This is a genomic window from Photobacterium sp. TY1-4 (genome assembly GCF_025398175.1).
Classification (GTDB): Bacteria; Pseudomonadota; Gammaproteobacteria; order Enterobacterales; family Vibrionaceae; genus Photobacterium.
The window spans coordinates 1174982-1193742 of record NZ_CP099734.1 but is presented as its reverse complement, the minus strand read 5'-3'; the positions used below and the strand labels follow the sequence as shown (position 1 = coordinate 1193742).

The window sequence follows — 18761 nt, the reverse complement described above, 5'->3', positions numbered from 1 at the left end:
GCATCACGACGATTGTAGAAACTATTGCTCAAGCACATTATTCATACAAAAAAGTGTGCTACAACGCATAGTCATCTAAGACAATTTGCGTAGAATAGGTGATACTTAAGAGCAGGAAGCTTGTGCCGACTGCTCTTTTGTTTTTCTTGTGATCTCGCCAAGGAAGGGGCGGGAAATATAAAAACTATGACAGTCTTGGCCGGAGGCAAGATCGCTTCCCCCGACTGAGGTAAATCGCATGATCAGTGTTTTTGATATCTTCAAAATTGGTGTGGGCCCTTCCAGTTCGCACACGGTTGGCCCAATGAAAGCAGGTAAAGAGTTCATCGACGACCTGCGTACCATGGGCAAATTAAGTGATCTCACCAAGATTACCGTTGACGTATACGGCTCGCTTTCCCTGACCGGTAAAGGCCACCATACAGATATCGCAATTATCATGGGCCTGGCAGGCAACAGTCCTGAAAGCGTAGACATCGACAGCATTCCGGGTTTCATTGCCCGTGTCGAAGAGACTGAGCGTCTGCCACTGGACAATGACAGCCATACAGTTGCGTTCCCGCGCGATGGTGGCATGAACTTCCACACCACCAACCTTCCGCTGCATGAAAATGGGATGACCATCCATGCCTGGTGTGGCGACGACGAAGTCTATACCAAAACTTATTACTCCATCGGCGGCGGCTTTATCGTCGACGAGGAAAACTTCGGCAAAGAAGCAGAATCCACGGTTCAGGTGCCTTACGCCTTCACCACTGCCGAAGAGCTGGTGAACCAGTGTAAAGAAAGCGGCCTGTCAATCAGCAGCCTGACCATGGCCAACCAGCGCGCCATGAACACGGAGCAGGAAATTCGCGATTACTTCGCCGGGATCTGGAAAACCATGACCGAGTGTATGGAGCGCGGCATGAACGAAGAAGGGATCCTGCCTGGTCCGCTTCGTGTTCCTCGCCGGGCCGCAGCCCTGCGCCAGCAACTAATCACCACCGAGAAGCTAACCAACGATCCGATGACCGTGGTGGACTGGGTGAACATGTACGCCTTTGCGGTCAACGAAGAAAACGCAGCCGGTGGCCGTGTGGTCACCGCGCCAACCAACGGTGCCTGCGGGATCATCCCGGCCGTTCTGGCTTACTACGACAAGTTTATCCAGCCGGTTGGCGAGAAAGAGTACACCCGTTACTTTGCCGCTTCCGGTGCGATCGGTGGCCTGTACAAGCGTAACGCGTCGATCTCTGGTGCCGAAGTGGGCTGCCAGGGTGAAGTGGGTGTAGCCTGTTCCATGGCTGCAGCCGGTCTGGCAGAGCTGATGGGCGGTAGCCCGGAGCAGGTGTGTATGGCAGCTGAGATTGCCATGGAGCACAACCTGGGACTGACCTGTGACCCGGTTGCCGGCCAGGTTCAGGTACCGTGTATCGAGCGTAACGGGATTGCCGCGGTAAAATCGATCAATGCCTCTCGCATGGCGCTGCGCCGCTCTTCTGATCCGCGCGTTTCACTGGACAAGGTCATTGAGACCATGCTGGAAACCGGTAAAGACATGAATGCCAAGTACCGTGAAACCTCTCAGGGTGGTCTGGCTATCAAGGTCATCTGCTAATTCCGGCAACAGCAAATGATTGAAAAAGCTACCTTCGGGTAGCTTTTTTTATCGCTGCAATCCTTCCTGTCTTTCGGCATCCCGCCACCCCGGGCACCCCCTTCCACATCAGTGGGACCGTCTCACCCCCACGGCGCTTTCCTTGGCATCCGTCTGCCCTGTGCAGCTGATACCAGTCACAGCAAGCGAACCACTGCACTGCCCCCCCCCCCAATGTACTACCTCCAATGGAAGCCCCAAATCGTACCGCCCGGCTCCTGAGTACCCATGGCACAAAGCTTCTGCCCCGGACGTCACTGACGGGAACACGGATGGGGATACAGCTCACAACACTGCTGAGCCCCGCCTGATGAGCGGCGCACACAAATGCCGGGCATAAAAAAACCTCGCCTTGGCGAGGTTTTCATCCGGAAACTTCTGCGCGTTACATTAAGCCGCAGCTTTCAGCACCACGGATTCTTTTTTCAGTTCACCAACCGGCAGGATGGTGCGGCCGAATTCGTTGTTCAGCACCTGGGCCATTGCAAAGTAGATTGCGCTGGCGCCACAGATGATGCCTTCAAACCCGGCGATGGTCCCGATCAGCTCGCTACCCGTGAAATCACGCGCCGCCAGCAGGAAGAACAGCACCGTCAGCGAACCGAAAACAAACTGCTTGGCACGTGGATAGCATAGTGAGCCGATAAACATGAAGCCGGTGAAAATGCCCCACAGCGTCAGGTACCAACCCATGAAGCCAGCCGGGCTGGCTGGCAGGCCCATGTAAGGCATCACAATCAGACCGACCAGCGTCAGCCAGAACAGGCCGTAAGATGTAAAGGCGGTCGTACCGAACGTGTCACCACGCTTAAAGCACATCATGCCGACCAACACTTGGCTCAGACCGCCATAGAAAATCCCCATCGCCAGGATCATCGAGTCAATCGGAAAGAAACCCGCATTGTGGATATTCAGAAGAATGGTTGTCATCCCAAAACCCATCAGGCCAAGCGGCGCCGGGTTCGCTAATTTTGTAGACATGAAGTGCCCCTACAGGAAGGTTTTCAAAAAAAGTAATAACAATTCAAAAATGGTTGCACCTTAGGTGCGCGGCGCATTCTAAAGGAAGCTGCGTGGCAAATCAATCCGAAAAATGCCTGCTTTTTGTTCAAAAACAAAAAGCAGGCGAATTTTTATCATCTCAGTAAAGTTTTATTGTGTTTAATGAACACAATAAATGTAACTAGCTGTGACACATGCTTGATGTTTTACGAGGCATTGAAGTCAGGACCTGTCTGGCTTTCCAGGCAAGAATCGCCTGGAAGATCCTGAATAGAGATAGAAAAAAAGCAGCTTTACGCTGCTTATTCAGATGGAGCCAGTTTTTCAGGCCTCTAGTCCGGCAAGGAGGCTTCCGTTGACTGAGGTTGATGAGCTGTTTTGCTTCCCCCCGCCTGCGACGCCAGAGGGATCGCAGGGCGCTGGTTGGTCGCTTGAGCCAACCGGGCTTGCAGCGCCTCGATCTGTGCCTGCTGGGCACTGACCAACTGATGCAAGGCCGTAACCTGCCCATCCGGATTCAGCGCAGGCTGGCCCGTCGCCGGTTGATGGCGCGTCTCAGTCACAGCTTGTTTGATTTGGGCGGCCTGCATCTTGAGCGGTCGGTCTCTTAAATCGCTGTCATTGAGCGCCAGTGAAATTTGAAGCAACTTGGTTTCAATCTCCAGGAAGTGACTTTCATATTCGTCTTCGCTGCGCTCACGCAGTTGCTGCACTTCCTGTGCAATATGGGCCGCATGGGCCAACTCGAAACGGATTTCATCCACCGCTTGCTCAATCTGCCCAAATGCCCGGGGGGAACGTTCAATCACGCCCTTGGCATTAAGGATTTCCGATTCAACCCGGGCAAAGCTGATGGGCGCATAATCTTTGACATCATTCCGCCGCAGCACCTCCAGGGCATCCTCCTGAGGCGCGACATAAATTTTCTTGATGGTGCGCACTTCAAGGCTGTGTCCCCGCGCCAGAAACTCCTCCTGCTCCTCGCCGGCATCGCTCAGCGCATCGTCCTCTACCAGACGGAACAACTTGGCATATAAGCGGGTCAGCCGAACATACTCGCTGCGGTAATAGTGCCGGGCATCAATCGAGTCCAGATAAGTAAGCTGGGTCATTGCCGGCGCCAGCACGTCATCGGCGACGGTTTTCAGATCCTGCAACCGCGCCAGCGCGGCGGCCACCCGGCCGATTTCTTCAAAATAGCGATCCAGGTAGGTTTGTGAGGAAAACAGCGAATAGCTTTCAAACGCCAGGGACGGATTGTCCTTCAGCTCCTGATGAATGGCCGTGGCCTTTTGCCAACTTGCCGTCAGGATCGCATACTGATCCGGCGAATACACCGCGAAAGATGCAACATCACCCAAACGCTGTTGCCATTGCTGATGGACGCCCATCGCTTGCTGAAACCGATCCTCGGTCTTGATTTGAGATGAAACTCCCTCTTCACCTTCAGGCGTGCTTGAACAGGCACTTAGTAAAGCAGCCAGACAAAGACAACAGGCTACTTTCCCAATTTGTTTCATATCTCATTCCGCTGATAAAAAATGGCTGTGTACCACAGCGCAATTGTCGGCAGGCTCAGCGCCCGGCACCGTGTTGCCGACAAAGGCTGTGTGTGATGTTCATGCTTGCCTGATAAATTGAGTAAACACTCAGCAATCAATCTAGTGTATCGGACTGCTCCCCAATGAAAAAGTTCTATTTCCCAATCACTTCGTGCTGAAGCCTTTCTGATTGATGAATTCCTTCATGAATGGACGCGCTTCCTTACTCAGGGTCGCCGTAATTTGCTCAGTCCAGGATGTTTCTTTATTGCCCCCGGTTCGCGTTTTGTAGTATTCGCGGACTTGGGCATCATATTGCGCCAGCAACGCGGTATCCAATGTGGGTTGGTAACTGTCTTGGTGGACAATCAAGTCCCGCGGCAATCGCGGCTTGCGCTCCGGATCCTGCGCCGGATAGCCCAAGCATAAACCAAACAACGGGATCACATGATGCGGTAATGATAATAATGTTGATACCTGTTCCGGATTGTTTCGGATCCCGCCGATGAACACCCCGCCCAAGCCCATTGACTCCGCAGCCGTCAGCGCGTTTTGCGCCATCAACGCCGCATCCACCGCACCGATCAGGGTTTGCTCGGTAAAACCGAGCTGCGCCTCAGGATGAATGGCCTGATGCCGGTAAAAATCAGCGCAGAACACCAGGAACTCAGCCGCGGAAGCCACATACGGCTGACCGCCCGCATATTCCGCCAGCAACGCCCGTTTCTCCGGCGCAGTCACCCGAATCACGCTGACACACTGAATAAAACTGGAGGAGGATGCGGCAATCGCACAATCCAGGATCGCTGTTCGCTGCGCTTCTGAAATCGGCTGCTGGGTGAACTTGCGGATCGAGCGGTGCTGCAGGAGCGTTTCAACGGTCTGGTTCATGACTATCCTTATCTTCCTGAAAAAGCAATATTGATGAAGTGACACTGTATCATAAGACATCGCCGGGTGGCATCCGGTATCCCGGTTTCCGGCAGAACTCTGACGAAACCCTCACAAAGGCTTCACAAAGCCGACCGATCGCAGCAACACCCGTCACAAACCTGATCCAGGATGCTTAACAGGCGCCGTTTGTTTAACGGCAGCGGGTTGCCCTTAATTGCATTCGAGCGCAGGGCATTTTCTGCCACCTCGTCAAACATCATATCGCACAGCCCGTACGAGGAGAGCGCCGGTAGCCCCAGCCGCTTCAGGGTCCGGCGGGCCCACAGGATGCCGTCGATGATTTCGGCATTGATCCGCCCGGTCAGGATGCAGGCCAACTGCCGGTAGCGATCCAGCACATCGGTCCGACCGGCCTCCCGGGCCGCCGACACGTTCTCCTGCATCACAAAAGGAACCAGTTGCGCGGTGATCAGGCCATGAGGTGCCTCAAGCCGCCCGCCCAGCGCCGAGGCCAGACCGTGCGCAGCCCCCAACTTGCCATTGGCGAGCGCCATCCCGCCCAGCATGGCCGCAAACGACATATCTGCCCGTGCCCGGGGATCATCATCTTCACAGGCGGCGAGCAGGGATCCCGACAGCCGACGTAAGCCTTCCTCACACACCATATCGGTGAGCGGATTCGGATCGCCGCAGACATAGGCTTCCATCAGATGGCTGAACGCATCCATCCCGCAATAGCCCGACATGATCGGATCCATGCCGTACGTCAGGGTCGGATCGACGATCGCCAGATCGGCCAGCATCTCCGGCCCCCGCAAGCTGACCTTCACCTGCTCCTGAGCCGAGCGCAGCACCGCATTTTTACTCACCTCCGATCCGGTCCCGGCGGTCGTCGGCACCGCAATAAACGGCAGCGGTTTAGCCTGCAACGGCACACTGCGGCCGACCACTTCCACGTAGTCATAAACACTGCCCTGATTCGGGATCAGCGCCGCCAGCGCCTTGCCGGCATCAAGTACACTGCCGCCGCCAATGGCCAGCACCATATCCGGACGGAACTTTCGCCCCATCGCCGCCATCTCTTCAATCATGGCAATCAACGGCTCACCATGGACCGCCACCTGTTGATAGCGCATGCTCTGTTGTTTCAGGTAATTCAGCACCGGCTCGGCCCGCTCACCGTCTTTCCCGGTGACCAGCAGCACGCTGTAGCCAAACTGATTCAGCGATGACAATGAATTCGTCAACGCACCTTCCCCAAAGATAATGCGCGTCGACGTCATAAACTGGAACATACCGACCTCTTTTCTTCAAACCCTGATGATGAGTGTGCCCGTTATAGAAAGTCCCCCCTTGATTCTGGGCAATATTTCGCCTGTAAATGGCGACACATTGTTGAGAACCCATGGTGAATCACACATTGTATTTTTCTTAATCGATCCCTGTTCATTTCATAAAAGTGACTTGTTATTAACACCTTAGTGTCACACAAGCCTTCTATTCTCCCCGCAACACAATAACGGCAAGATGCCGACTTTTTCTATTTAGGGGACACAAACATGAAACATGCAGCGCTAACTACTGCAATTCTGGCTTCACTATTTTCTGGTGCTGTCAGTGCCGCCACTGTGTATGAAGATGACGCCCATAAAGTGGATGTCAAAGGCCGCGCGGTTGGCATGTACTACGCCTCTGATGACGACAGCGAGCAAGGCGATCAGAGCTACTTCCGCATCGGCGCTGCAGCATCGACGCAGGTCAATGAGCAACTGTACGGCCTGATGAAATACGAAATCGAGTTTGCATCTGAGTCGGAAGACAGCTTCGACACGCGCCTGGGCTACGCCGGTCTGGGCGGTGACTGGGGTGAAGTCACCTACGGTCGCCAGTACGGTGCCTATACCCTGGTGTCTGATTTCACTGATGTTCTGTATGAATTCGGCGCCGATGCCAGCGGCACCGGGACCGATCGTTTCGGCACCGGCAAATCGACCGGCGTACTGAAATACACCGGCGAATTCAACGGCCTGACGCTGGAAGCCGGCTACCAGCTGGAAAATGACAAGGTTGAGAACACCAATGGCGATGATGCCACGTCTTATGGGGTTGCCGCCAAGTACGCCCTACCGATGGGGATCAACCTGGGTGCGGCTTACAACCAAGGTGAAGGCAAAGACGACTCCGATGATGCCAAGATGACGGCCCTGTCTGTCGCCTATGATGCCAACAACATCTATGCCGCCGTGCTGTTCACCACCGGTGAAAACTGGAAAGAGAAAGACGGCAGCGAAAGCAACACCGATTACGACGGCTACGAAGCGGTCCTGGGCTATAGCTTTGACAATGGCTTCTCGCTCCTGGGTGGTTACAACTTCCTAGAGAAAGATAGCAACGGCACGACCGAAGACAAAACCGACTACTACACAGTCGGCGCGCAATACAAGTTCAACAAACAACTGCGCACCTTTGCCGAGTACAAAATCGACAACATCGACGGCAACGAAGATGTGCTGGCGGTTGCCCTGCGCTACGATTTCTAAGCCCGGTTGTCGCACGTTACAAATCACTGAAATACGCCAATCATCAAACCGGGCTCCCAGCCCGGTTTTCTTTTCCCGGAAAAATCGCCCTGCCCGCTTGCACCGACGGCATAGCATCATGACCCTGCATGATGTTCATCGGATTTATCTATCGCTTTGACAGAGAAAACCCGCTTTCTCAACCCAGCCAGTCACGCTATAGTGGGCGCATCAGAAAAAAGGAGAGAATTTATGTTCGTTGTTATTTTTGGCCGTCCTGGTTGCCCTTACTGTGTACGTGCAAAAGATCTGGCTGACAACCTGAAAGCCGAGCGCGACGATTTCAACTACCGTTACGTCGACATTCATGCTGAAGGCATCAGCAAAGCGGACCTGGAGAAAACCGTTGGTAAACCGGTTGAAACCGTACCGCAAATTTTCATCGACCAGGAACACATCGGTGGTTGCACCGACTTTGAAGCTTATGCCAAAGAAAATCTGGGTCTGTTTCAGTAAGACCTGAGCCCCGAATACATTGAAAAGGCTGCGCATGCAGCCTTTTTTCCAACCGACTCTCAGCCATGAAAAAATAACTTACCCTTTTTATACCAAGATCCCACTTTGCGGTAGGACCCACTATCAAAATCCGTTAGAATCCCCCCACTGTTGTTGCTGTCCTCTCTTCCCGGAACCCGTTGTGAACATTGATGTCGCTGCTTTACTCCACCAGAACGATATCCTGCTGCTTTTTGTTGTCCTCGCCGTCGGCCTCAGTGTCGGAAAACTCAGAATCGCCAATATGCTCATCGGCAATTCCATCGGGGTGCTGCTGACCGCACTGCTGTTTGGCAATGCCGGGTTTACCTTTGATGCCGAGGCCCTGAATATCGGCTTTATGCTATTCATCTTTTGTGTCGGAATTGAAGCCGGCCCCAACTTTTTCGGTATTTTCTTCCGCGACGGCAAGCACTACCTGCTACTGGCGATGGTGGTCTTGCTGTCCGCGATCGCCGTGACCATGCTGATGTCCAATATCCTGAAGCTGGATCTGGCGCTGGCCACCGGCTTAATGGCAGGCTCGCTCACCGCAACGCCGGTGCTAGTGGGTGCCAAAGACGCCCTCAACAGCGGCCTCGCCGGCATTGACGACAGCCAATTGGTGCAGACCATGGTCGACAGCCTGAGCGTCGGTTATGCCATGTCTTATCTGGTCGGGCTGGTCAGCCTGATCCTGCTGGCAAAGCTGATGCCGAAGTTGCAAAAACAAAACCTGGCCGAGTCCTCGCGCCAGATTGCCCGCGAACGCGGGATCGGCGAAGTCGCCCAGCGCAAAGTCTACCTGCCGATTATCCGGGCCTACCGTGTCGGCCCGGAGCTGATCAACTGGATTGACGGCCGCAACCTGCGCGAGCTAGGGATCTACCGCCAGACCGGCTGCTATATCGAACGGATCCGCCGCCATGGGATCCTCGCCAATCCGGATGGCGATGCCATCTTGCAGGAAGGCGATGAAATCGCCCTGGTAGGGTATCCCGACAGCCATGCGCGCCTGGATCCAAGCTTTCGTCATGGCAAGGAAGTGTTCGATCGCGACTTACTTGATCTGCGTGTGGTTGAAGAAGAGATCGTGGTCAAAAATGACAGCATCGCCGGGAAGAAACTCTCGGATCTGAACCTGTCCGAATACGGCTGTTTTCTCAACCGGGTGGTCCGGGCACAGATAGAAATGCCGATGGATCACGATATCTTGCTCAACAAAGGGGATATCCTCCAGGTCAGCGGCGAGAAAAGCCGGGTCCTGGGTCTGGCCGAGCGGATCGGATTTATCTCCGTTCACAGCCAGATCGCCGATCTGCTCGCCTTCTGCTGCTTCTTTATTGTCGGCCTGTTGATCGGCGCTATCAGCATGACCTTCGGCCATATTGCTTTTGGTCTCGGCAGTGCCGCGGGTCTGCTGCTGGCCGGGATCACCCTCGGTTTCCTGCGGGCCAACCACCCGACTTTCGGCTATGTGCCGCAGGGGGCGCTGAATATGACCAAAGATCTCGGCCTGATGGTGTTCATGGTCGGCATCGGCCTCAGTGCCGGCTCGAACCTGTTTGACTCCCTGGCCCAAATCGGTCTCGCCGTTTTCGTCACCAGCCTGCTGGTCAGTATGGTGCCGGTCGTCCTGGCCTATCTGTTCGGGGCCTATATTCTGAAAATGAACCGTGCCCTGCTGTTTGGTGCCATTATCGGCGCCCGGACCTGTGCCCCGGCTATGGACATGATTAACGAACATGCCCGTAGTACCATCCCGGCGCTGGGCTATGCCGGCACCTATGCCATTGCCAACGTCCTGTTGACCGTTGCCGGCACCCTCATCATCATCCTCAGCTAGCGCGTAAACCAAGACGCTGACACAATACTAATGAATGAGTCAGCGTCTATTCAGTCCCGTTATCTATAGTGGTATGCATGTAAGCTGAAACGCTGCTCAGCACACATTTAAGCTGCTCGACCATCGCCAGCCTCAGCACCGTCCAGTATATTGAAGCAAGTCGCTTTATTTTTGGTAATCAATATTATGCGTATCCTTATCGTCGAAGATGACCCAATTCTCAGCCACCATCTGAAATCTCAGCTCAGTGAGCTGGGCCACCAAGTCCAATGTGCGGGCACGGCTGAAGAAGGCCTGTTTTTTGCCCAGAACTATCCCAACGATGTCGCGATTGTCGATATCGGCCTGCCCGATCGCGACGGGATCAGCCTGATCAAAGATATCCGCCAGGAAGGGCTGCGCCTGCCGATTTTAATCCTGACCGCCCGCTCGAACTGGCAGGATAAAGTCACCGGACTGGAAGCCGGTGCCGATGACTACCTGGTCAAACCGTTCCAGAAAGAGGAGATGGTCGCCCGCCTGAGCGCACTGGTTCGCCGCAGCGCCGGGTTTGTGAAACCGGAAATGACCGCCGGGGATATCCGGGTGGATCTGCTGGCCAAGCAGGTGTTTATTGCCGAGACCCCACTGGAGCTGACGGCATTTGAATACGACCTGCTGGAATACCTGATGCGGCACAGCCGCCAGGTGGTCTCCAAGCAGCGCCTATTGGATGTGCTGTATGAAGATCAGGAAGGCGATCCGAATACCATTGAGGTGATGATTAGCCGCCTGCGCAAGAAATTCACCAGCCATGGCCAGGAGAACCCAATCTCGACCATCCGTGGTCAGGGCTATATCTTTGAGCTGCAAGCGCAATGAAGGGACTGCTCCAACCCCGCCTGCGCCGACGGGTGCTCGGCACCTCGGTCGCCATTATCGTGCTGATCACTTCGGCCCTGGCCGGGGTGATCAACCAGCTCTATAGCCAAAGCTACATGGCCGCCTACTCCTCCGAGCTGGTGGCGCAGATGCCGATGGTCGTTGCCCAGTTGAACCGGGCCGGGCTGATCAAGGATGTCGACAAGTGGATTGACTCCATCGATCCGTCGGATACCGACTACATGTCCGTCGTCTGTGATACCCGTGACCATACCATCTGGCTTTCCGATGAAGCCAAGGAAGCCAACCTCGGCAATATCTGCCAGGAGCTGCCGGACAATATTCCGGTCCCGACCCTGATCGAGACGCTCGATGGCGAAAGCTACATCGCCTATAACATGAGCCGGGATCGGGAAGGTGGCAAAACCTACCAACTGGTGGTGCTGCGCACCGGAGATCAATACCAGTCTTCCCTGGAGAAGCTACACAAACGCACTACGTTCTACCTCGGCTTATTCGTGCTGATTGCAATTGCATTTCTGGTAGCCGCATTTCACTGGAGCTTCCAGCCGCTGCGCAAGCTGGCAACCCAGCTGGATCAGATGACCGATGCCAAGCGCGACAAGCTCGATGATGATTATCCGATGGAATTGCAGGATGTCACACTGGCCCTCAACCGGCTGATCCAGATCAGCAATGTTCAAAAAGGCCGCTACCGCCACGCGATGGACGACCTGGCCCACAGCCTGAAAACCCGGCTGGCAGCAGCGCATGCCCTACTGGACGATCAGAATATCTGCCGCCCGGATCTGAACCAGCGGATCATGGAGCAAATCAGCCAGATGGATGAACTGGTCCAGTACCAGCTCAAGCGCGCGATGATGGGCCAGCAGGGGCTGCAAAAAGATCAGACCGAGCTGAAACCAGCCGTCGACAGCTTCCGTAACCTGCTCAGCAAGGTCTACAGCGACAAGCAAGTCACCCTGGTGTACGGTTTTTCGCCTCAGCTCAAGCTACCGCTGAACCGGAGTGACCTGATGGAGCTGCTCGGCAACCTGCTGGAAAATGCCTACCGCTTCTGTATCAGCGAAGTCCAGATCAATGTCATCTGCCACCCGGACGCGTTCGAAATCCGGATCGAAGATGACGGTCCGGGTGTTTGTGAAGCGATGCGCGAAGCCATCTTCCAACGTGGGGTACGGGCCGATCAGCTCAATCCCGGCCAGGGGATCGGGCTCTCCGTTTGTCACGAGATTGTCGAGAGCTACCAGGGCACCATTCACGTCGAAACCGCCGGAATTGAAGGCGCGGCCTTCGTGATCCGGATCCCGACCAAATAATCTCGGCCGAAAAAGAACCACAGTCCGCAGACTCGCTCAACCGACAAGCATAAAAAAACCGCCAAACGGCGGTTTTTTTATGCTCAGAGCATCATGACAATCAGATGTCTTCTACATCGAAGTCAACTACTGGGCTCACATCAGCGTCATAATCAACTGACGCAATGCCGAAGCCGAACAGTTTCAGGAACTCATCCTTGTACTGCTGGTAGTCTGCCACTTCAAACAGGTTCTCGTTGGTCACCTGTGGCCACAGGTCACGACAATGCTTCTGGATGTCCTCACGCAGCTCCCAGTCATCCAGGCGCAGACGGTTGGCTTCGTCCAGCTCTGGCGCTGAGCCGTCTTCTTTGTACAGACGCTGCGTAAACATGCGGTGGATCTGCTCCATACAGCCCTCATGCACGCCTTCTTCACGCATTTTCTTAAAGACCATCGCAATGTAAAGCGGCATGACCGGGATCGCCGAGCTTGCCTGCGTCACCACGCTCTTCAGAACCGCAACATTGGCAGAGCCGCCGGTCGCAGAAAGCTTGTCGTTCAGTGCTGTCGCGGCACGGTCCAGATCCATCTTGGCTTTGCCCAGCGCGCCATGCCAGTAGATTGGCCAGGTGATTTCAGTCCCGATGTAGCTGTAAGCAACGGTCTTACAATCGTCAGCCAGAACACCGGCTTCAGACAGGGCATTGATCCACAGCTCCCAGTCCTGACCGCCCATCACGGTGACGGTATCCTGAACTTCTTGCTCAGTTGCCGGTTCGATGCTGGCTTCAATCAGCACGTCTTTGTTGGTGTCCACCGCCGTCGCCGTGTAAGTTTCGCCCATCGGCTTCAGGCTTGAACGTACCACTTCACCGCTGTCCGGCATTTTACGCACCGGTGATGCCAGCGAGTAAACCACCATATCAATCTGACCCAGATCTTGTTTGATCAGATCAATTACTTTTTGTTTGGCTTCATGGGAGAAAGCATCGCCGTTCAGGCTCTTGGAATACAGCCCTTCTGCCTTGGCGAATTTGTCAAACGCGGCAGAGTTGTACCAACCGGCCGTACCCGGCTTCTTCTCGGTGCCCGGTTTTTCGAAAAATACGCCGATTGTTGCCGCGCCGCCACCGAACGCTGCTGCGATACGTGAAGACAAACCGTAGCCGCTGGAAGAACCCACCACCAGCACGCGCTTCGGTGCATTGGCAATCGGGCCCTGGGCTTTAGTGTATTCAATTTGCTCTTTGACGTTCGCTTCACAACCCACAGGGTGAGTGGTGGTACAGATAAATCCACGAATTTTAGGTTTGATGATCATGTTCAACTTCCCTCTCACAATTGACTGTAGGATAAAAGGTAAATGACAAATTCGCATTAAATTTATGAGCGTAAACGCTAAAAATGGGAGTGGTTGGAGGTGTTGATCACTCCTTTTACGTGCATTTTGTTGGTTTTTGCAACAACGAAATAAAAAAATGCCACGCGAGTGCGTGGCATATTGGGGACACCAGGTTTATTCATTATCGTGCGCGACAGCGCCTAGGCGGCCTTTCCCGGTTGCAAACCGCCCTTCTTAAACTGCTCGGCAGGAAAGTGATCCACTTGAATCGCCTGCTGCCTTAACTGCTCCGCATTGTGCATCTTTTCGACATCATCTTTTGTGATGATGCCCGCACTCAGCGCAATTTCCAGCTTCGCTGATAGCGAAATTTTGCGCGGGATCTCACCTGACTTCACCGCTTTGGCGATTTTCTTCTCGATCCCCTTCACCGCATGCATGGCGACAAAGGCACGTTCCATAATCGCCACCGGATCGTTCTCTTTCTCACCGATGTAACAAAGGTGGGTCAGGCGATCCCGTTGCGCGCCCGGGGTCATCAGTGCTTCTGTAATTGCCAGTGACAATTCATCTTTCGGCGCCGGGTAGTGAATCCCGAGCGGGAAGACCAGGGTACGAACCAGGCGGCCGATTCCTTTGCGCGGGAAGTTGCTCAGTACTTCATCAAACGCCACCCCGCACTGATGCAGGCAGTGCTGCAGGGCGTAATGCACCATCGGCAGATCCTGTTGCTGACGACCTTCGTCTTCAAAACGCTTCAGAACCGCAGACGCCAGGTACAAATGGCTCAGGACATCGCCAAGTCGTGCAGAAACCATCTCGCGGCGCTTCAGCTCACCGCCCAGGCTCAGCATCGCAAAGTCTGCTGCGACTGCCAGTCCCCGGCTCATGCGGGACAGGTGGCGATAATACTCGGCGGTTTCCCCGCTGACCGGCGCGCGGTTCAGGCGAGAGCCGGTGAACGCATTCAGCAAAGACCCGGACACATTCTTGATAGCAAAACCGATATGCTTGCTCAGCAGTGCGTCAAAGTCTTTCGAAGCCTGCTCGGCATCCGGGTTGGCCGCTGCTTCCATCTCTTTGAGGACAAACGGATGGCAACGTGTTGCCCCCTGGCCGAAGATCATCAGGTTCCGGGTCAGGATATTGGCCCCTTCCACCGTGATCGCGACCGGCATCCCGAAGTAATGATGGCCTAGGTAGTTCATCGGCCCCAACTGAATGGCGCGACCGGCGTGGATGTCCATCGCATCGTTAAGGATGGTCCGGGCCATCTCGGTCATGTGGTATTTGGCAATTGCCGTCACAATCCCCGGTTTTTCATTCATGTCCAGCGAGGTGGTGGTGAGCGTGCGGGCCGCTTCCAACAAATAGGTGTAGCCCCCGATGCGCCCCATCGCCTGGGCGACGCCTTCAAAGTTCCCGATTGACATGCCGAACTGTTTGCGGACATAGGCATAAGCGCCGGTCGCCCGCGCCGTCAGGTGGCCAACCGCGGTGCCGAGCGCCGGCAGCGAAATGCCGCGACCTGCCGACAGACATTCCACCAGCATCCGCCAGCCGCGACCGACGTAATCCTGACCGCCAATCACCCACTCCATCGGAATAAAGACATCCTGGCCGCGCGTCGGACCGTTCATAAAGGCCAGGTTGAGCGGATCATGGCGCTCGCCGATTTCAACCCCCGGGTAATCTGCCGGGATCAAGGCGCAGGTAATGCCGATATCTTTCTTGTCGCCAATCAGGCCATCCGGGTCCTGTAGTTTAAAGGCCAGGCCCAGCACCGTGGCAACCGGCGCCAACGTAATGTAGCGTTTGTTCCAGCTGACCCGGATGCCCAGCACTTCTTTCCCTTCGAAGTCGCCGTAACACACCGTGCCTTGGTCCGGAATACCACCGGCATCCGACCCGGCTTCCGGGCCCGTCAGGGCAAAACATGGAATATCGGTCCCATTGGCCAGTCGCGGCAGCCAGTAGTCTTTCTGATCCTGGGTGCCGTAGTGGCTCAGCAGCTCACCCGGACCCAATGAGTTCGGTACCATCACCGACACCGCCGCACTCAGGCTTCGGGTCGCGATGCGCGTGACAATGGTCGAGTTGGCATGGGCAGAAAAATCCAGCCCGCCGTATTCTTTACCGATGATTAATGAGAAGAACTTTTCCTTGCGCAAGAATTCCCACACCTGAGGCGGCAAGTCTTTATCTTCCTGCACGATCTGGTAGTCATCGAGCATCGCCAGCAAGGTTTCCAACTGGTTATCCATAAAGGCCTGCTCTTCGGCATTCAAAGACGGCTGCGGATAATTGTGCAGGGTTTGCCAGTTCGGTGAGCCACTAAACAGTTCACCATCCCACCAGACACTCCCGGCCTCCATGGCCTCGCGTTCGGTGTCTGACAGCGGCGGAAGGACTTTCTTAAACAGCTTAAATGCAGGGTCGCTGAAATAGCGCTTGCGCATATTAACGAACATACTCATGGTTCAGATCCTTTGTCTCATTAATCGTTATGGTTCTACATTACTTACTGCGTTCCTGTTGATTCTTCTCGGATCAGCGAGAGCGGTTGCTCAATCGGCGCCGCCACACCGGCAGCCAGATACGGTACCAGTCGCTCGATCAAATCTTCGGTGGTCACGGTTCGGGAAAAGTCATTTTCAGCGATTTCGCACAAGGCCGTCGTTGAGGCCATCGTGAAGACCGTCGCCCCCAGGGTAAAGTGCAAACGCCAGAATAAGGTCTCCGGATCAAGCGAGGAATTGGCCCGGCACACCGCGGTGGTGAACAGATGCAGCACCTCGTCGTAACGGGTCACGATGAACCACCGTAAGTGGCCCTGGACATCGGTATACCCCCGGCCCAGCAGGGACATAAAGAGTTGCGCGCCGTTCGGCCGGTAGACATTGAGATTCAGCAGCGGCTGTTTGGCACAACGAAAGACATCCTCCATGGAGAAATCATCCCGGGTCAGCAGCACTTCCAATTCCGCTTTGAGTGCCGGCATAAACTCTTCGAGATAACGGCTCAACACGGCCCGAACCAGGGTTTTCTTATCGCCGTAGTGGTAATTGACCGACGCCAGATTGACGCCTGCCTTGCTGGTAATGGTCCTGAGCGAGGTTTCCTTAAATCCGTGCTCGGCAAACAGCAACTCGGCAGCATCAAGAATTCTGCCCTTGGTTTCTCCCTTTCCCGGCATATTCATTCACCTGTATTAAACACATGTTTAAACTTTACAACCAAGCAACATTTTTAACAAGCGTCAAATAAATACCTGCCACGCATTTCAGGCAGCCGAGAACAGAAAATTACCAGTCTGTGATGGAGATCGCTGTGGTCTTCCACCCCCGATTGTCACGACTTCGATTGCGAAGCGCATGGCTTCCAAACGGGAGTTGTAAAATAATCGTTAATATTCAATCAGTAACGTGGAAGGATGTTCGGACGGGAAAATGAATAAAAAATAATCAGAAAAAATTGCACCTGACCGGGAACCAAAAAACGGAAGCAAGGTCATATATTATGCCACTGCTTTTTCTTAGAAGACTTTCTTCAAAGCCCGTCACCTGATAGTGATGGGCTTTCTTTATTTACCCCGAAGTTGAGATTTCTTCCAATGTTCGCTACCGCCGACATCACCACACGCAGGCCTCAGGTAAGTCCCCGCATCCCATCAATCACGAAAACGCTCAGCCAGTCGCACCTTCGGCCAGATATTTTGGGACAATGAGGTATTTTTAACCCATTAATTATCATGGTGTTATAAAAAACACTGATATTTTTTCGCCTTCAAGGGGAACCAACGGATAATCCATCAGTCCTACTAAGTGACATTGAGATTAAAGACGCATTCCTTGTTAGCTGGCCGCCAAACAGCATTGTTCCTCTTTAATCCGAAAATGCCACTGCTGCTAAACTCCTAATTGTGTAAATAGAGCCTTTGCCCGTTGAATTTCAACGGGCTTTTTTTTACGGATTCGCTCAAGCGGCTCATGTGAAAAATAAATGGTATTTTTGTTGATTCTTTTTGAACCATCTCGAAACCCGGCGGTCTGAATTAATAAGATTGTCGTTATCAACTCATCAGATACCTGTTAACTGACTGAGCTTGAAGTGATTAATTGCCACTGCTGCTTTACTCCTATTCATATTGCGTTTTATACGAATTGGCGCGCTGAGATCCCCTCAGCGCTTTTTTTTGTCTGCCTCTCGCGCTTCCTAAGTTTATACACCGGCGCTTCAAGCATCGGCGCTTTTCATATCAGCGTTTCAAATAACACCTGCGTTTCAAACAGTCAGCGTTCCAAACATCTGGCTGCTCACGTAATTTACTCCGCCCGCCTGTCATCCGGCAGCTCCGGAGCTCGCACCATCAAGTCCGCGTGGGTCAGTTCCAGACCCAGCCAGGCACAGGTTTGACGGGCATCGATCCACTTCCCCGCGCCTGGCGTTGAGGTTTGAAACTCAGGGGCCGCCAGCCCGGCGAGTTGCGCCATCCGGGTGTAATACACCGCCCGGCCCGGATGTGACGGCGCGGCCAGGTGCAGCAAGGTTTGTGTCGGCCAGCGGTGAATGATGGCATCAATCGCCGCAATACAATCATCCAAATGAATGAGATTCACCGGATCACCGCCATTGGCGATGGCCGATCGCCCAGCCAGATATTTGACCGGGTGGCGGTGGGGGCCGATCAGCCCGGAGAACCGTAACACGACCAGATTCTGCTGCCACTGCGTTCTGAGCCATTGCTCCAGCGCATGGTGTGCCCGACCACTGGTTGTATTGGGCTGCGGCGGTGTCGATTCATCAATGCGGCCGGACACCTCGCCATAGACCGACGTGGTGCTGATAAAGATCACGCGCTGGCATCCCTGTGCCTGCGCCGCCCGGGATAAGCTTTTCACATTGGTGACAAAAGCCGTATCCGCACCAGCCTGCCGACCCGGCGGTATCGCAATCACCAGCACATCGGCCGCCAGCAGCCGGGCCAGTTCAGCGTCCGATTCCACCTTGGCCGCCGACAGCGGCAAGGTTACCGCCACCCCGTGGATCCCTTCAGCGGCCAGTTGGGCCGCCCGTGCCGGATCACGCTGGGTGCCAAAGACAGTATCCCCCTGTTCGGCCAGATGCCGGGCCAGCGGCAGCCCGAGCCAACCGCATCCACACACACTGATTTTCATGATGGTTCCTTTCATTTGAATTGAAACTAGTGACATAACAAAACTACGGATATTTATTTCAAACTGTAAATTAATTCCTGCCGC

At 54.4% G+C, this 18761-nt stretch carries 14 protein-coding genes; 6 read left to right on the top strand and 8 right to left on the bottom strand.

Annotation, left to right across the window (positions count from 1 at the left end; translation table 11 throughout):
* The first annotated feature begins 238 nt into the window (after positions 1-238).
* On the top strand, positions 239-1600 hold the full coding sequence (locus NH461_RS05740) for an L-serine ammonia-lyase (RefSeq protein WP_261602294.1): 1362 nt from the start codon (positions 239-241) through the stop codon (positions 1598-1600).
* A 429-nt stretch (positions 1601-2029) separates the two neighbouring features.
* Here NH461_RS05740 and NH461_RS05735 read toward each other — a convergent pair whose 3' ends face one another.
* From NH461_RS05735 to NH461_RS05720, 4 genes are all read right to left on the bottom strand, one after another.
* Entirely contained in the window at positions 2030-2620 is a 591-nt protein-coding gene (locus NH461_RS05735) for an acetate uptake transporter (protein WP_261602293.1), read from the bottom strand.
* 353 nt (positions 2621-2973) lie between these two features.
* Positions 2974-4161 carry a hypothetical protein gene (locus tag NH461_RS05730; RefSeq protein WP_261602292.1) on the bottom strand — a complete coding sequence of 396 codons (1188 nt, stop codon included), beginning with the start codon at positions 4159-4161 and terminating at the stop codon, positions 2974-2976.
* A gap of 186 nt (positions 4162-4347) precedes the next feature.
* On the bottom strand, positions 4348-5073 hold the full coding sequence (gene nfsA / locus NH461_RS05725; protein WP_261602291.1) for an oxygen-insensitive NADPH nitroreductase: 726 nt from the start codon (positions 5071-5073) through the stop codon (positions 4348-4350).
* Between the two features lie 122 nt (positions 5074-5195).
* On the bottom strand, positions 5196-6371 hold the full coding sequence (locus NH461_RS05720; RefSeq protein WP_261602290.1) for an iron-containing alcohol dehydrogenase: 1176 nt from the start codon (positions 6369-6371) through the stop codon (positions 5196-5198).
* 264 nt (positions 6372-6635) lie between these two features.
* On the opposite strand from NH461_RS05720, the gene NH461_RS05715 reads away from it, so the two are divergent.
* The 5 genes from NH461_RS05715 to NH461_RS05695 all read left to right on the top strand — a co-directional run bounded on the left by NH461_RS05715 (position 6636) and on the right by NH461_RS05695 (position 12176).
* Complete coding sequence (locus NH461_RS05715) at positions 6636-7616, top strand: porin (RefSeq protein ID WP_261602289.1); 981 nt, start codon at positions 6636-6638, stop codon at positions 7614-7616.
* A 231-nt stretch (positions 7617-7847) separates the two neighbouring features.
* A complete protein-coding gene (locus tag NH461_RS05710; protein ID WP_261602288.1) occupies positions 7848-8111 on the top strand; it encodes a GrxA family glutaredoxin in 264 nt (87 codons plus the stop codon).
* A 181-nt stretch (positions 8112-8292) separates the two neighbouring features.
* On the top strand, positions 8293-9975 hold the full coding sequence (locus NH461_RS05705) for an aspartate:alanine antiporter (RefSeq protein WP_261602287.1): 1683 nt from the start codon (positions 8293-8295) through the stop codon (positions 9973-9975).
* 186 nt (positions 9976-10161) lie between these two features.
* Positions 10162-10836, top strand: a complete 675-nt coding sequence (locus NH461_RS05700) for a response regulator (RefSeq protein ID WP_261602286.1) — start codon at positions 10162-10164, stop codon at positions 10834-10836.
* A complete protein-coding gene (locus NH461_RS05695; RefSeq protein ID WP_261602285.1) occupies positions 10833-12176 on the top strand; it encodes an ATP-binding protein in 1344 nt (447 codons plus the stop codon). Before NH461_RS05700 ends, NH461_RS05695 begins: the two co-directional genes overlap by 4 nt.
* 100 nt (positions 12177-12276) lie before the next feature.
* Here the strand turns inward: NH461_RS05695 and fabV are convergent, their stop codons facing one another.
* The 4 genes from fabV to NH461_RS05675 form a co-directional block, all read right to left on the bottom strand.
* Positions 12277-13479: an enoyl-ACP reductase FabV gene (fabV, locus tag NH461_RS05690; RefSeq protein ID WP_261602284.1), complete on the bottom strand. Its 1203-nt coding sequence runs from the start codon at positions 13477-13479 to the stop codon at positions 12277-12279.
* Positions 13480-13700: 221 nt separating this feature from the next.
* The gene (locus NH461_RS05685; RefSeq protein WP_261602283.1) at positions 13701-15977 is read right to left on the bottom strand and encodes an acyl-CoA dehydrogenase; all 2277 of its coding nucleotides are present in this window, start codon (positions 15975-15977) and stop codon (positions 13701-13703) included.
* Positions 15978-16021: 44 nt separating this feature from the next.
* A complete protein-coding gene (locus NH461_RS05680) occupies positions 16022-16696 on the bottom strand; it encodes a TetR/AcrR family transcriptional regulator (protein ID WP_261602282.1) in 675 nt (224 codons plus the stop codon).
* Between the two features lie 1129 nt (positions 16697-17825).
* A complete protein-coding gene (locus NH461_RS05675; protein ID WP_261602281.1) occupies positions 17826-18677 on the bottom strand; it encodes an NAD-dependent epimerase/dehydratase family protein in 852 nt (283 codons plus the stop codon).
* Positions 18678-18761: the final 84 nt, after the last annotated feature.